Raw genomic sequence first — 14797 nt, 5'->3', positions numbered from 1 at the left:
ATGAGCAATCGTTTGCAAGCCTGACTTTGCAAACCATTGCATAAAAATCCGTTAACTGTGATCGGAAAAACACAGTGCTTGGCCCGGCATCGAGACGGTGGGATCGCAAACCTTTGCATGATATGGCGCGGCAAAAGGGAGAGGATGGCATGATGAGCGACAGCCCCGCCGAGGCGATCCGGTCGGTCCTGATCGTCGGGGGCGGCACCGCCGGGTGGATGACCGCCGCCGCGCTGGCGCATGCGATGCCGCGCGGGCTGACCATCACGCTGGTCGAATCGGATGCGATCGGCACGGTCGGGGTCGGCGAGGCGACGATCCCCCCGATCCGGCTGTTCAACCAGACGCTGGGCATCGACGAGGCGGAGTTCCTGCGCGAGACGAAGGGCAGCTTCAAGCTGGGGATCGAGTTCGTCGGCTGGGGTCGGGAGGGGCATCGCTATTTCCACCCCTTCGGCACGCACGGCAAATCCTTCGATCTAGTCGCGGTGCATCAGCATTGGCTGGCGGCGGGCGGGCCCCAGGGGGCGACGGTGCCGTTCGACGAACTGTCGATGGCGTGGGGCGCGGCCAGACGCGGCCGGTTCGCCGCGCCGATGGCCGACCCGCGCAGCGTCGCCTCGACCTTCGACTATGCCTATCATTTCGATGCCGGGCTCTATGCCCGCTATCTGCGCCGCTATGCCGAGGCACGCGGCGTGGTGCGTATCGAAGGGCGGATCGCGGGCCATGCGCTGGAGGGCATGCGCGGTCATGTTGCCTCGGTCACGCTGGAGGATGGGCGCGTGCTGGCGGCGGACCTGTTTGTCGACTGCTCGGGCTTTCGCGGGCTGCTGATCGAGGAGGCGCTCGCCACCGGCTATGAAGACTGGACGCACTGGCTGCCCTGCGACCGCGCGGTGGCGGTGCCGTGCGTGACCGGCGGCGACGGCCTGACGCCCTATACCCGCTCGACCGCGCGCGCCGCCGGGTGGCAATGGCGCATCCCGCTCCAGCATCGCACCGGCAACGGCTATGTCTATTGCAGCCGCCATGTCTCGGACGACGAGGCGGCGGCGACGCTGATGGCGAACCTGGACGGCGAACCGCTGGGCGATCCGCGACCGCTGCGCTTCACGACGGGGCGGCGCAAGCAATTCTGGAACCGCAACGTCGTCGCCATCGGCCTGTCGAGCGGGTTCATGGAGCCGCTCGAATCGACCAGCATCCACCTGATCCAGGCGGGCATCGCCAAGCTGCTCGCCTATTTCCCGACCCGCGCCTTCGCCCCCGCCGCGATCGAGGAATATAACCGCGTCGCAATCACCGAATATGAGCGGATCCGCGACTTCATCATCCTGCACTATAAGCTGACGCAGCGGACCGATACGCCGCTATGGCGCGACTGCGCGGCCATGCCGATCCCCGACACGCTGGCGATGAAGATCGGGCATTTCCGCGAGAGCGGGCGGCTGGTCGCGCGCGACATGGACCTGTTCGGCCCGGCGAGCTGGGCGGCGGTGCATCTCGGCCAGTTCAACATTCCCGAGGGCCGCGACCCGCTGCTCAGCTATGGCGACCCCGCACAGAGCCGCGCGTTCGTCGGCAAGCTGGCCGACGCGATCGGACAGATGGCGGAATCGATGCCCAGCCATGCCGACTGGCTGAAGCGCATCGGGGCGACCGCGTAACGACGCGGCTTATCGGAGGGAAAGCGTCAAAGCCCCTCGCCGCCCACCCATTGCGCATGGGCGAGCCGACGGGCGAGTTCCCAATTCTGCTGGCGCAGGTCGGGGACCGCCACGACTTCCCACAAGCCGCCACGCGTCATCGGGCCGATGCAATAGAGCCGGTCGTCGACCCCGCTATCGGCCGCGACGACATGGCTCTGCGCATCGACCTCCAGCCCGATCCGCAGCGCATCCGGCCGGATCATGCCGCCCGCCAGCAACTGCCGGATCAGCGGTTCGCGCGAGCGGAGCAGGTCGCCCTGCGGCCCGGTACAGTTGACGATCCGCGCCACGCGGAGCGTCTCCACCGCCTCCGCCCCGCGTGGTCGCCAATGGACCATCGCCCCCGCGCCGTCCGGCTCGACCCGCACCAGCTTGCCGCCCGCGATCGACAGGCGCCCCGCCGCGACCAGCGCATCGACCCGGTCGGCGACCGAGGGGGCGAGCCGGTGGCGGTGCACGTCCCAATAGGGGCGGACATGCCGCAGGAAGCGCGCGCGCGTCGCGCCATCGGCGGCGCCCCACATCATCTGCGTCACCGGCCGCAACGCATCCACTGCGCCGCGCCAGCCCTGTTCGGCGGCGGCGCAGCGGACATGCCGGACCAGCGCCGACAGGCTGGCGGCGGGGCGTTCACGAAGCGGCGCGACCGGCGGGGTCTCCGCGTGACGGCGCGGCGCCAGCCCCCGGCGCGAGATGGCGACGATGCGCCCGCCAAAGCCGCTCGCGTCCAGCAGCAACGCCGCATCGATCGCGGTCAGCCCGCTGCCGACCAGCAACACCCGGTCGTCCGCGCCCAGCCCCTCGGCAATGTCGCCCGCCCAGGGGTCCTCGCGATAGCAGCCCTGGGCCAGCACGGCCGGATCGATCCCCGGCGGCGTATGCGGCGGCAGATTGCCCAGCGCCAGCACCACCGCGTCGGCGCCGAGCGAACCGCCCTCCGCCAGGTCGAGCCGATAGCCCTGCCCCGCCCGCTCCAGCGCGGTTACCTCGCCGCTCGCCAATGTCAGCCGCGCGGGGTCCGCCGCGATCGTCTCCATCAGCAGGTCGCGCAGATAGTCGCCATAGACCCGGCGCGGCACGAAGGTCGTCGCATCCCCCGCCCCGCGCGCGACCAGCCAGCGGACGAAGTGATCGGGATCGTCGCGCAGCGCGCTCATATTGCCCGCGCGGACGTTCAGCAGATGTTCGGCATGCGCCGCGCTATAGGCGACGCCGCGCGCCAGCTGGTTCGCCCGCCGCTCGATCAGCGTGGCGCGCGGCCCCCCATGGCGCACCAGATTGATCGCCAGCAGCGTGCCCGCAAAGCCGCCGCCGATGATCGCGACATGGTCGATCCCCGATGTCATGATCCGGCTGTTCCTTTCCTCGTCGCGAACCGCCACCGTCTGTAATCGCATCGGCCGCGATCGCCACGCAGATTTCTGTATACGATTTTGGCCAGCACCGTTACGCTATGCGCTTTGCAAGCGAATATAGGGCGGGTCGATGCGGTCGTGCTGGCGAATTTCCGGGCTTTTGGTTTCCCTTTCCCCGCTGGCCCTTTCCCTGCCCGTCGCGGCGCAGACCGCGACGACGCCCGCTGCCCCATCGCTGTCGGTCGAAACCATTTTCGGGCCCGGCGCGGTCCGCACGCAATCGGTGCGGGAAAGCCGCTGGGGCAAGGACGGCGAAAGCTATCTCGCGCTGGAGGCGGGCCCCAAGGGCGGGCAGGACATCGTGCGCTACACGATCGCCGATGGCGCGCGGACGGTCGTGGTGCCCGCGACCGATCTGGTCCCGCCGGGCGCGACCACGCCGCTCGACATCGACAGCTATCAATGGTCGCCCGACAACCGCTGGCTGCTGATCCAGACCAACGGCCAGCGTTTCCGTAGGACCAATGCGCTGGCCGATTACTGGCTGTTCGACCGGACGACGCGCAAGCTGCACCGGGTCGGCGGCAACCTGCCCGCCTCGACCACCCTCTATGCCAGCATCTCGCCCGACAGCCGCCGCATCGCCTATGTCCACAAGAACAACCTGTATGTCGAGCCTGTCGAGGGTGGCGCGGCGCTGGCGCTGACGAAGGACGGCGACGACTATATCGTCAACGGCCTGGCCGACTGGGTCTATGAGGAGGAATTCTCGGTCCACCGCGCCTTCGACTGGAGCCCGGATTCCAGGCGGATCGCCTTTTTCCGTTTCGACACGCGCGGCGTCGGCACGTTCGACATGATCAAGAATACCGGCGGCCAATATTCGCAGGTCATTCCGCTGCAATATCCCAAGGCGGGCACGACCAATTCGGCGGTGACGGTGGCGGCGGTCGATGTGGCGGACGGCAAGACCCGCTGGTTCAAGCTCGATGGCGACCCGCGCCAGAACTACGTGCCGCAGATGAGCTGGGCGGGTGGATCGGACGCGGTCTTCATCCAGCAGTCGAACCGGCTTCAGAACACGTACAAGGTGCTGCTCGGCGATCCGGCGACGGGCTCGGTCCGGCCGGTGATGACCGAGAAGGACGCCGCCTGGGTCGAGGCCAATGTCGCGCCCGAATGGCTGAACGGCGGGCGCCGCTTCACCTGGCTGTCCGAACGCGACGGGTGGCGGCATCTCTACACCATCGACCGGGCCAGCGGCCGCGCGAGCCTGCGCACGCCGGGCCAGTTCGACGTGGTCGAGCTGCTCAATGTCGACGAGAAGGCGGGCTATGCCTGGTTCATCGCCTCGCCCGACAATCCGACCCAGCGTTACCTCTATCGCACCACCTTGTCGGGCAGTCCGAAGGTCGAGCGGCTGACCCCTGCCGGTCAGCCGGGTACGCACAGCTACGACATCGCGCCGGGCGAGCATTGGGCGCTGCACACCGTGTCCCGCTTCGATGCGCCGCCGGTGACCGACATGCTCGACATGACGCGCCAGCAGCCGCTGCGCACGCTCGCCGCCAACGCGCCGCTGGCCAAGGTCGTCCGGGACAGCGGCCTGCCCGCCACCGAATTCTTCCGCGTCGATATCGGCGGCGGCACGCAGCTCGACGGCTGGCTGATCAAGCCGCCGGGCTTCGATCCCGCCAAGCGCTATCCGATCCTGTACTTCGTCTATGGCGAACCCTGGGGCCAGACGGTCGCGGATCGCTGGGCGGGGGCGCAGAGTCTGTGGCACCGGATGCTGGCGCAAAAGGGCTATCTGGTCGCCAGCCTCGATCCGCGCGGCACCGCGACCCCGCGCGGGCGCGACTGGCGCAAGAGCATCTATCGCCAGGTCGGCATCCTCGCCTCCGCCGATTATGCGGCGGGCGTGAAGACGATGCTGGCGACGCGACCCTATATCGATCCCCACCGGATCGGCATCTGGGGCTGGAGCGGCGGCGGCGCGATGACGCAGAACGCGCTGTTCCGCTATCCCGACCTCTACAAGACCGGCATCGCGGTGGCCGGGCCGACCGACATGACGCTCTATGACACCATCTATCAGGAGCGTTACATGGGGCTACCGCAGGACAATGTGGACGGCTATAAAAATGGTTCGCCGATCACCTTCGCCGACCGGCTGAAGGGCAATCTGCTGCTGATCCACGGCACGCTGGACGACAATGTCCATTATCAGAACCAGGACCAGCTGGTGGATCGCCTGATCCACTTCAACAAGCCCTTCTCGATGATGGCCTATCCCGACCGCAGCCACGGTATCTATGAGGGCGAGAATACCAGCATCCACCTCTATTCGCTGATGACCCGCTATCTGGAGACGAACCTGCCGCCCGGCGGGCGGTGAGGCCTTCCGCGCGGAGCGGGCGCGCGGCCGATCGGGCAAAGAAGACGCCCTGATCGGTCGCAGGCCGTGCCACTTTGGGAGCGAAACATGCGCAGCCGTTCATGCAATCGTTTGTTGCAATCCCTTGCGCGGCGCGGCATGATCTGGAGCGACGCGGCAAGCCAGCGATAGACCATGGCCCATCCCCGCGTGCGAGAGGATCTCGATGACCCCGTCCACCCCCGCCGCCGGAACCATGGCCCCGATCAAACCCCGCCTTTCGCTGGTCCGCATCCTGGAGATGAATCTGGGCTTTCTGGGCCTTCAGTTCAGCTTCGGGCTGCAACAGGGCAATATGGCGCCGATCTACAGCTATCTGGGCGCGTCGGAGGCGCAGATTCCGCTGTTGCAGATGGCCGGGCCGATGACGGGCCTGCTGATCCAGCCGCTGATCGGCGCGATGAGCGACCGGACCGACAGCCGCTGGGGCCGCCGCACCCCCTATTTCCTGGTCGGCGCGGTGCTGTGCGCGCTGGGGCTGTTCTTCATGCCGCTCAGCTCGTCGTTGCTGATGGCGGTGTCGCTGCTCTGGATCCTCGACGCGGGCAACAACATCACCATGGAGCCCTATCGCGCCTATGTCTCCGATCGGCTGGACGGGTCGCAGCATAATATCGGCTTTCTGACCCAGAGCGCCTTTACCGGCCTGGCGCAGATGCTCGCCTTCCTCACCCCCTCGATCCTGGTCTGGGCGGGGATGAACCCCGATTGGGTGGACGGGCACAATATCCCCTATACGGCGCGCGTGGTCTTCATGATCGGCGCGGCGCTGTCCTTCATCACCATCGTCTGGTCGATCCGACGCGTGCCCGAATTGCCGACGAGCGAGGCGGAGCGCGCGCGCATCGCCGCCGCGCCCAAGGGGATCGGGCCGGTGCTCAAGGAGATCGGCGACGCGATCCGCGCCATGCCGATGCCGATGCGCAAGCTGGCGCTGATGAGCCTGTTCCAATGGTATGCGATGATGGCCTATTGGAACTATGTCATCTATGCGATCGGCCGCTCGGTCTATGGCACCGCCGATGCGACGTCCTCGGGTTTCCATGCCGCCGTGCTGACCAACGGCGAGGTCGCGGCCTTCTATAACGGCGTCGCCTTCGTCGCGGCCTTTGCGATGGTGCCGCTGGCCAAGCGCTGGGGGGCGGCGCCGCTCCATGCGCTGTGCCTGGTCATCACCGGCATCGGCATGATCGCGATGCCCCATGTCACCAGCAAGGCGATGCTGTTCCTGCCCGCCATCGGCATCGGGCTGGGCTGGGCCAGCATGATGGGCAACCCGTACGTCATCCTGGCGGGCTCGATCCCGCCCGAGCGGACGGGCGTCTATATGGGCATCTTCAACATGATGATCGTCATTCCGATGCTGATCTTCGGCGTGACCCTGCCCCTGTTCTACCAGGACTGGCTGGGCGGCGATCCGCGCAATGTGCTGACCCTGTGCGGTGTGCTGATGCTGCTGGCCGCCGTCTCCGTGTTCACGGTGCGTGCGCGGGGGCGGGACGGCCTGCCCCTGGGCGCGGTGCCGCAAGCCTGATCCCCCTCCCCCCTTTCTGCTCCGAGGTATTATGACGATCACCCCCGCCCATTGGTCGGCCGAGGCGCTGGCCGGGATCGCCGCGCAAGACGATGCCCGCCTGCCCGTCTTCACCGCCGCCGATGTCGTGCCGATCCTGCCCGACCACGACCTGTGGGACATGTGGCAGATCGCCTATGCCGATGGTCGGACCGCCCTTCTTGGCGGGCGGAGCTGGTGGTTCTTCCTCGCCACGCCGCGCTTCGAGGATCCCGAGATGCGCCATGACGAAGCGCGCATCCGGCTGACCAGCCACGGCGCGGACGGCTGGCGCGATCACGGCGTGACCTTCCCCGACGGCTTCACGCCGGGCAGCCGCGAATGGTCGGGCTCGGCGGTGCTGGGTGAGGACGACACGACGCTCACCATGTATTTCACCGCCTCGGGACGGCGCGGCGGTCCGCGCACCTTCGAGCAGCGATTGTTCGAGACGGTCGGCCGCTTCCTGCCCGAGGAAGGGCGCACCGAGGGATGGAGCACGCCGGTCGAGAGCGTCGCGGCGGACGGGCATCACTATATCGTCGCCAACCAGGCCGAGCCCGAAAATGGCGGCATCAAGGGCTTTCGCGATCCCGGCTATTTCCGCGATCCGGCGGACGGGGCGGAGTATCTGCTGTTCGTCGGATCGGCGGGCTGGGTGAAACAGGATATCGACGGCGTGGTCGGCGTGGCCAAGCGCCAGGGCGACCGCTGGACGATCCAGCCGCCGCTGATCGAATCGCTGGGCGTCAACAGCGAGCTGGAGCGGCCGCACATCATCCTGCGCGACGGCCATTATTACTGCTTCTGGTCGACGCAGGCCAAGCGCTTCGCCCCCGGCCTGGGCGCGCCGACCGGGCTCTATGCGATGGTCGCGGAGCGGTTCGACGGGCCGTGGCGGCCGGTCAACGGCACCGGCCTGGTCGCGGGCAATCCGGTCGAGGAGCCGACCCAGGCCTATTGCTGGTGGGTGACCGGCGAAGGCGATGTCATCAGCTTCGTCGACTATTGGGGGCTGGAGGGCCGCGATGCCGGTGCCGACCCGGCGCTGCGTCGCCAGCGTTTCGGGGGCACCGCCGCGCCGTGGTTCCGCCTGGCCTTTGACGGAGACCGGGTGACGATCGCGCGCGACTGAGCCCGGTCAGGCGGAGTCGCGGGCGATCAGTTCGGGGGTCAGGATCACCGATCCGGCTTCCTGGCCCGCGATCCGCGCGAACAGCGCGTCGACCATCGCCTGCGCGCCGGTCGCGACATCCTGGCGGATGGTGGTGATGCGCGGCACCGCCTGCGCCGATAGCGGCAGGTCGTCATAGCCGATCACCGGCAACGCGTCGGGCACGGTGATCGCGCGGTCGGTCAGCACGCGCACCGCCGTCATCGCGATCATGTCGGAGGCCGCGGCAATGCCGTCGATGGGCATGGTGCCGCCGCCCTGTTCCAGCAACGCGTCGATATGCGCCGCAATCTCCCGCTCCATCAGGTCCGAGGCGAGATGCGTGGCAAGCTGGATCAGCTGAGCATCCACTCCCGCTGCCGCGATCGCCTCGGCCACGCCGTCATGGCGCTGGCGGATTTCGGGCGCGCTGGCATCGCCCAGAAAGGCGATGCGACGGCATCCGCGCGCGATCAGCCGTTCGCCGACCAGCCGCCCGCCCGCGCGATTGTCGGTGCCGACCGCGACATGCACCTGATCGGGCAGCGTCACGCCCCAGGCGACCAGCGGACGATAGCGCCGCGCCACCCGCTCGATCGCGTCATACTGGTTGGACTGGCCGATCAGCAGAACGCCGTCGACCATTCCCGAATCGACCACCCGGTCCAGCCAGTCCTCGGCATCGGGGATGATGCGCGAGAGCATCACGTCATAGCCGCTCTCGGTCAGCGCATCGGCCAGATAGCCCAGCATGGTCATGAAGAACGGGTCGGACAGATGCTGGCGACGCTCATGCCCCAGCGGCACGACGATCCCGATCACCCCGGTCCGGCGGGTGCGCAACCGGCTGGCCATCTGGTTGGGGCGAAAGCCATGCTCGTCGGCCAGCGACTGGATGCGCCGCCGCGTCTCTTCGTTGACCAGCGCCTTGCCGGCCAGCGCGCGCGACACGGTGCCCGGCGACACCCCCGCCAGCTGCGCCAGATCCGCGATCGTGCGCACGCGCCGCTCGCTTCCTCCCATCATATTCTCATTCATCTGCTAACGCTAACCGGACCGGCGTGGCGGGAACAAGCAGGCAACGGGATTTCCTGCGAATTCCTCACATAAATCAACGATATTGGGGATGATTTCCCGCCCCCGCCGGTAACGGCGCATCCCGGCCGATACCGGGATGCGCCTGCCCTCACACCTTGTCGGTCAGTTCCGGCACAACGGTGAACAGATCGCCGACCAGGCCGATATCGGCGACCTGGAAGATCGGCGCATCCTCGTCCTTGTTGATCGCGACGATGACCTTGGAGTCCTTCATCCCCGCCAGATGCTGGATCGCGCCCGAGATGCCGACCGCGACATAGACTTCGGGTGCCACGATCTTGCCGGTCTGGCCGACCTGATAGTCGTTGGGGGCATAGCCCGCATCGACCGCCGCACGGGATGCCCCGACGGCGGCACCCAGCTTGTCGGCGAGCGGATCGATCAGCGCGTGGAACTGCTCCTCCGAGCCCAGCGCGCGGCCGCCCGAGACGATGATCTTGGCGCTGGTGAGTTCCGGCCGGGCATTCTCGGCCTTCTCCGCGCCGACGAAGCGGGACTTGGCCGCATCGCCGGTCGAGCCGACCGCCTCGATAGTGCCCGAACCACCCTCGGCCGCCGCCTTTTCGAAGGCGGTGGTGCGGACGGTCAGGACCAGCTTGGCGTCGGTCGTCTTGACGGTCGCGATGGCGTTGCCCGCATAGATGGGCCGGGTGAAGCTGTCCGGCCCCTCGACCGACAGGATGTCCGAAATCTGCATCACGTCGATGAGGGCTGCGACGCGCGGCGCGATGTTCTTGCCGGTGGTGGTCGAGGGCGCGAGGAAGGCGTCGTGATGCCCCATCAGCTCGGCGATCAGCGGCGCGACGTTTTCGGCGAGCGCGTTCGCATAGGCCGCATCGTCGGCGACATGGACCTTGCCGACGCCCGCGATCTTCGCGGCGGCCTGCGCCACGCCGTCGACGCCCTGCCCGGCGACGATCAGGTGCACCTCGCCCAGCTTGGCCGCCGCCGTGACGGTTGCCAGCGTGGCATCCTTGACGGCCCCGCCGTCATGCTCGACCCATACCAGCGTCTTCACTTGGCCACTCCCAGTGCTTTCAGTTTCTCGACCAGTTCGTCGACCGAGCCGACCTTGACGCCCGCCTGGCGCTTGCCGGGTTCGGCGACATGGGTGATCGTCAGTCGAGGCGCGATGTCGACGCCGTAATCGGCGGCGGTCTTGGTCGCCATCGGCTTGGACTTGGCCTTCATGATGTTGGGGAGCGACGCATAGCGCGGCTCGTTCAGGCGCAGGTCGGTCGTGACGATCGCGGGCAGGGTCAGCGCCACCGTCTCCAGACCGCCATCGACCTCGCGAGTGACGTTGGCGCTCTGTCCCTCGATCTCGACCTTCGACGCGAACGTCCCCTGTGCCCAGCCGAGCAACCCGGCCAGCATCTGGCCGGTCTGGTTGTTGTCGCCGTCGATCGCCTGCTTGCCCAGGATCACGAGGCCGGGCTGTTCCTCCTCGACCACCTTCGCCAGCAGCTTGGCGACGCCCAGCGGCTCGGGTGCCTGGTCGGCGGTGATCAGGATCGCGCGGTCCGCCCCCATGGCAAGCGCGGTGCGCAGCGTGTCCGCCGCCTTGGGCTCGCCGATCGAGACGACGACCACTTCGGTCGCCGCCCCCTTCTCCTTCAGCCGGATCGCCTCTTCCACCGCGATCTCGTCGAACGGGTTCATCGACATCTTCACGTTCGCCAGATCGACGCCCGTCCCGTCCGCCTTCACACGCGGCTTCACGTTATAATCCAACACCCGCTTCACGGGCACGACGATCTTCATAACCACTCTCTCAATCAGAAGCTGAAGCGGCCGCCGATCGACGCCACGAACGCACGCGCATTCTGCACTTGGCCCGAGGTCAGGATCGGCGTCTGCACCGCCGTGCCCGCATAGGCGGCGGTCCGGCGGTCGATGGTCGCGTTGGCGAAGTCGATATAGCTGCCCGCCGCGTCCAGCGTGAAGCGCGGGGTCAGCTTGTACGACCCGCCGATCGAGTAGTTCCAGCGATTGGCGTCGGGCACGCGCGCGTCGCGATTGCCGTCCTGCGTCGGGGTGATACCCCGCTGCACACCGGCACGCACCGTCAGGCGGTCATTGGCCGCATAGTCGAAGCCACCCGCCAGCGACCAGCTGTTGCGGTAATTTTCGGGGATCGCGGTGTTGATCGGCGCGCCCAGCCGGATCGCGTCGAAATCAGCCCAGGTGAAGCGCACGACCTGCGCGTTCAGCGTCAGCTTGTCGGTGGTGCGGAAACGGCCCGAGACGATGATCTGCGCAGGGGTATAGAATTCCGCCGTCGCGCCGTCGACCGTCCGGTTCTGCCCGGCGAGGGGGCCGAGCAGGCCGCCCACTTCCAGGCTGCCCTTCAGCTTGTGCTTGATGTTCGACTTGTAGCTGATGCCGACCGTCGCCCAGTCATTGTGCAGCTGGACACCCGCGGTCCAGCCCAGGTCCCAGCCATCGCCCTTCAGCCGCTGATATCCGTCCGCCAGCTGCGACGACAGGTTGGGCAGCGCATTGCCCAGTTCGGCCTTGGTATATTCGACGTTCAGCGCGCCGCCGACGCGCAGCCAGTCGAGCAGCGCGATGCCCACCGAAGGCTGGATGTCGATGGTCCGCAGCTCGGTCTTGAGCGCGCTGTACCGCGCCCAGCTGTTGCCGTCATATTCGGTCGTGAAGCTATAGGGCGAGGTGACGGCCAGGCCGACCGCCACCCGGTCGTTCAGCGGGATGGCGACCGCGCCCGAGGGCACGACGCCGCGATTGATCGGATCGCTCGACACCCGGTTGCCGCCGACCGGCTGGAAGGTCGTCTGGCCCGGCCGACGGATCAGCGTGCCGGTATCGACCACATCGCCCTTGGGGATGATCGCCGAGGCGCCGAGCACCGCCTCGCCGCGCTCCATCCCCGCGATGGAGGCGGGGTTCCACCACAGCGACGAGGCCCCGGTATCGGCGCCCTCGCCCGAAAAGGCGCGGCCCTGCCCCCGCGTCGACTGTTCCTGAAGATAAAAGGCCTGGCCGTGCGCCGCGCCCGCAAAGGCGAAGGAGGACGACAGGATGGCAGAGGCCAGAAGCGGAGCCCTGAAGCGCTTGGTCATGATCTTATTCCCCGAATCTTGTGTTGGATGGCGACGTGGCGGATCAGCGGATGCGGGTCCAGGTCTGCGTCTTGCACAGCGGCACGAAGACGCAGCCGCGCACCTTCAGCGTATCCGGCCCCTCGGGCGTCAGCTTTGCGCTATAGGTTTTGCCATCCTCGGCATTGTAGATGATGCCGCCGCTCCAGGCCGCGCCGTCCTGTGAAAAGCCCTGCAGGATCAGCAGGTTCTTCAACGGGCGATTGCGCAGCTTGGGATCGCGGTTGTTCTGATCGGTCAGCGCCGGGTTGGTGCGCAGCTTTTCCGAGGTCAGGACGCGGCCGCAGACCGACGTTCCGCATTTCTGGATCTCGACCACACCACCGCGCGTCTGGGTCTGCCAACGGCCGATCACCGTATCGGCGTTCGCACCGGCGGCGGCCAGCGCCATGGCTGTCAGGCTCAACAACATGCCTCTTCTCCTCTCCATGCCCGATGATCCGGGCGGGACGCCGCCTTTTCACGGTCGCCCAGATTTCCGTATACGTTCATCATATGACGCATAGGATAATGCCCTATGCGTATAATGCCGACGGGCCGCAATCAAGGCCCGCCAGCATCATGACCATCAAAACGCCTCCAGCTCCAGCGCCATGGTCGAGCGCTTGCCCGACTTGATCGCCAGGAACGCCGCCGTCGCCTGCGGCAGGATGCGATCGAAGAAGAAACCGGCGGTGGCGAGCTTGGCGTTGTAGAAGCCCGCCTCGTCGCTGCCTTCGGCCAGTTTCGCGGTCGCGATCCGCGCCGACTTCAGGAAGCAATGCCCCATGCCGACCAGGCCGAGCAGGCGCAGATAGTCGGTCGCGGCGGCACCGGCTTCCTCGGGGTCCTTCATCCCCTTTTGCGCGATCATGCCGGTGCTGAGCTGGAGCGCGCCGAACGCCTGCTGCATCCCCGCCGCCCAGCCGGCGATCGCCTTGTCCTCGGACTTGACCAGCGCCTCGACCTGTTCGGACACCGCATGGAAGAAGGGGCGCATATAGCGGCCCATATGCGCGGGCATCTTGCGGCCGACGAGGTCGAGCGCCTGGACGCCGTTGGTGCCCTCATAGATCTGGGCGATGCGGGCGTCGCGGACGAACTGCTCGATGCCATGGTCGCGGATATAGCCGTGGCCGCCATGGACCTGCACCGCCATGTTCGCCGCGTCGAAGGCTAGGTCGGTGAACAGCGCCTTCACGACCGGGGTCATCAGCGCGACGAAGTCCGCCGCGCGCGACTGGTCGGCAGGATCGATCGCATTCGCCTCGGCATCCAGCGCGCGTGCCGCCCATTGGCCCAGCGCGCGGCAGCCCTCGGCATAGGCGCGCATCGTCATCAGCATCCGCCGCACGTCCGGGTGGACGATGATCGGGTCGGCGGGCAGGTCGGGGCGCTTGGCCCCGCCCAGCGCGCGGCCCTGCAACCGGTCCTTCGCATAGGCGACGGCCGACTGATAGGCGATCTCGTTGATGCCGAGGCCCTGGATGCCGACCGAGACGCGCTCGGTGTTCATCATGGTGAACATGGCGGCCAGGCCCTTGTTCAGCTCGCCCACGACCCAGCCCTTGGAGTCGTTGAACTCCAGCTGGCAGGTGGCCGACGCCTTCAGGCCCATCTTGTGCTCGATCGCTGCAGCGCTGACGCCGTTGGCCGGGCCGACCGAGCCGTCATCCTTGGGCAGATATTTGGGCACCAGGAACAGGCTGATCCCCTTCACCCCCTTGGGCGCATCGGGCGTGCGCGCAAGGACGAGGTGGATGACATTGTCGGTCAGATCATGGTCGCCCGCCGAGATGAAGATCTTGCCGCCGGTCAGCCGGTACGACCCATCACCTTGCGGCTCGGCACGGGTGCGGAGCAGACCGAGATCGGTGCCGCAATGCGCCTCGGTCAAGCACATGGTGCCCGACCATTCGCCCGAGATCATCTTGGGCAGATAGAAGCTCTTCAGATCCTCCGAGCCATGGCCCATCAGCGCGGTGGTCGCGCCGTGCGTCAGGCCGGGATAGAGGCTGAACGACAGGTTGGTCGCGCAGATCATCTCCTCGACCAGCTTGTTCACCGCCTCGGGCAGCCCCTGGCCGCCATATTCGACCGGCGAGGCGAGCGCGGCCCAACCGCCCTCGCAGAACTGGCTATAGGCGTCCTTGAAACCGGCGGGCGTGCGGACGACGCCATTCTCCAGCTTGCAGCCCTCGATGTCGCCGGTGGCGTTGAGCGGCAGCAGGACCTCCTGCGTGACGCGCGCCGCTTCCTCGAGGATGGCGTCGTACAGCTCGGGGCCGAATTCGTCCTGCCCCGCGACGGGGCCGAACTCGTCCTCCTGGAACAGCTCGTGGAGGACGAAGCGCATGTCGCGCAGCGGCGCGTTATAGACTTGCAT

Annotated in this window: 11 protein-coding genes; 4 read left to right on the top strand and 7 right to left on the bottom strand. The window is 67.3% G+C overall.

Going from position 1 to position 14797, the window contains the following annotated elements; translation table 11 throughout:
* The first annotated feature begins 152 nt into the window (after nt 1-152).
* Nucleotides 153-1670, top strand: a complete 1518-nt coding sequence (locus QE360_RS11770) for a tryptophan 7-halogenase (protein ID WP_309704147.1) — start codon at nt 153-155, stop codon at nt 1668-1670.
* A gap of 26 nt (nt 1671-1696) precedes the next feature.
* On the opposite strand, the gene QE360_RS11765 is transcribed toward QE360_RS11770, so the two are convergent.
* A complete protein-coding gene (locus QE360_RS11765; protein WP_309701727.1) occupies nt 1697-3058 on the bottom strand; it encodes an FAD/NAD(P)-binding protein in 1362 nt (453 codons plus the stop codon).
* Nucleotides 3059-3227: 169 nt separating this feature from the next.
* Between QE360_RS11765 and QE360_RS11760 the strand changes: the two genes are divergently transcribed.
* From QE360_RS11760 to QE360_RS11750, 3 genes are all read left to right on the top strand, one after another.
* A complete protein-coding gene (locus QE360_RS11760) occupies nt 3228-5465 on the top strand; it encodes a DPP IV N-terminal domain-containing protein (RefSeq protein WP_309701726.1) in 2238 nt (745 codons plus the stop codon).
* Nucleotides 5466-5670: 205 nt separating this feature from the next.
* The gene (locus QE360_RS11755) at nt 5671-7038 is read left to right on the top strand and encodes an MFS transporter (RefSeq protein WP_309701724.1); all 1368 of its coding nucleotides are present in this window, start codon (nt 5671-5673) and stop codon (nt 7036-7038) included.
* Nucleotides 7039-7069: 31 nt separating this feature from the next.
* Nucleotides 7070-8191, top strand: a complete 1122-nt coding sequence (locus tag QE360_RS11750) for a glycoside hydrolase family 68 protein (protein ID WP_309701722.1) — start codon at nt 7070-7072, stop codon at nt 8189-8191.
* A gap of 6 nt (nt 8192-8197) precedes the next feature.
* Here the strand turns inward: QE360_RS11750 and QE360_RS11745 are convergent, their stop codons facing one another.
* The 6 genes from QE360_RS11745 to QE360_RS11720 form a co-directional block, all read right to left on the bottom strand.
* Complete coding sequence (locus QE360_RS11745; protein ID WP_309701721.1) at nt 8198-9235, bottom strand: substrate-binding domain-containing protein; 1038 nt, start codon at nt 9233-9235, stop codon at nt 8198-8200.
* A gap of 160 nt (nt 9236-9395) precedes the next feature.
* Nucleotides 9396-10325, bottom strand: coding sequence for an electron transfer flavoprotein subunit alpha/FixB family protein (locus tag QE360_RS11740; RefSeq protein WP_309700073.1), 930 nt, complete (start codon nt 10323-10325; stop codon nt 9396-9398).
* On the bottom strand, nt 10322-11071 hold the full coding sequence (locus QE360_RS11735; RefSeq protein ID WP_309700075.1) for an electron transfer flavoprotein subunit beta/FixA family protein: 750 nt from the start codon (nt 11069-11071) through the stop codon (nt 10322-10324). Before QE360_RS11735 ends, QE360_RS11740 begins: the two co-directional genes overlap by 4 nt.
* Nucleotides 11072-11085: 14 nt before the next feature.
* Nucleotides 11086-12393 carry an outer membrane protein transport protein gene (locus tag QE360_RS11730; RefSeq protein ID WP_309701719.1) on the bottom strand — a complete coding sequence of 436 codons (1308 nt, stop codon included), beginning with the start codon at nt 12391-12393 and terminating at the stop codon, nt 11086-11088.
* Between the two features lie 43 nt (nt 12394-12436).
* On the bottom strand, nt 12437-12844 hold the full coding sequence (locus tag QE360_RS11725; protein ID WP_309701717.1) for a DUF2147 domain-containing protein: 408 nt from the start codon (nt 12842-12844) through the stop codon (nt 12437-12439).
* A 156-nt stretch (nt 12845-13000) separates the two neighbouring features.
* Complete coding sequence (locus QE360_RS11720; RefSeq protein WP_309701716.1) at nt 13001-14797, bottom strand: acyl-CoA dehydrogenase C-terminal domain-containing protein; 1797 nt, start codon at nt 14795-14797, stop codon at nt 13001-13003.

Source organism: Sphingomonas sp. SORGH_AS_0789 (genome assembly GCF_031453055.1).
In the GTDB taxonomy this organism is placed as follows: Bacteria; Pseudomonadota; Alphaproteobacteria; order Sphingomonadales; family Sphingomonadaceae; genus Sphingomonas.
Note: the sequence above shows the minus strand (reverse complement) of the source record. Positions and strands in the feature narration are given on the sequence as shown.

Excerpts from the sequence above, each read along its gene's own strand:
- QE360_RS11725 (WP_309701717.1), bottom strand. The coding sequence starts at position 12,844 with ATGTTGTTGAGCCTGACAGCCATGGCGCTGGCCGCCGCCGGTGCGAAC.
- QE360_RS11770 (WP_309704147.1), top strand. The coding sequence starts at position 153 with ATGAGCGACAGCCCCGCCGAGGCGATCCGGTCGGTCCTGATCGTCGGG.
- QE360_RS11765 (WP_309701727.1), bottom strand. The coding sequence starts at position 3,058 with ATGACATCGGGGATCGACCATGTCGCGATCATCGGCGGCGGCTTTGCG.
- QE360_RS11735 (WP_309700075.1), bottom strand. The coding sequence starts at position 11,071 with ATGAAGATCGTCGTGCCCGTGAAGCGGGTGTTGGATTATAACGTGAAG.
- QE360_RS11755 (WP_309701724.1), top strand. The coding sequence starts at position 5,671 with ATGACCCCGTCCACCCCCGCCGCCGGAACCATGGCCCCGATCAAACCC.
- QE360_RS11750 (WP_309701722.1), top strand. The coding sequence starts at position 7,070 with ATGACGATCACCCCCGCCCATTGGTCGGCCGAGGCGCTGGCCGGGATC.
- QE360_RS11745 (WP_309701721.1), bottom strand. The coding sequence starts at position 9,235 with ATGATGGGAGGAAGCGAGCGGCGCGTGCGCACGATCGCGGATCTGGCG.
- QE360_RS11720 (WP_309701716.1), bottom strand. The coding sequence starts at position 14,797 with ATGCAAGTCTATAACGCGCCGCTGCGCGACATGCGCTTCGTCCTCCAC.
- QE360_RS11730 (WP_309701719.1), bottom strand. The coding sequence starts at position 12,393 with ATGACCAAGCGCTTCAGGGCTCCGCTTCTGGCCTCTGCCATCCTGTCG.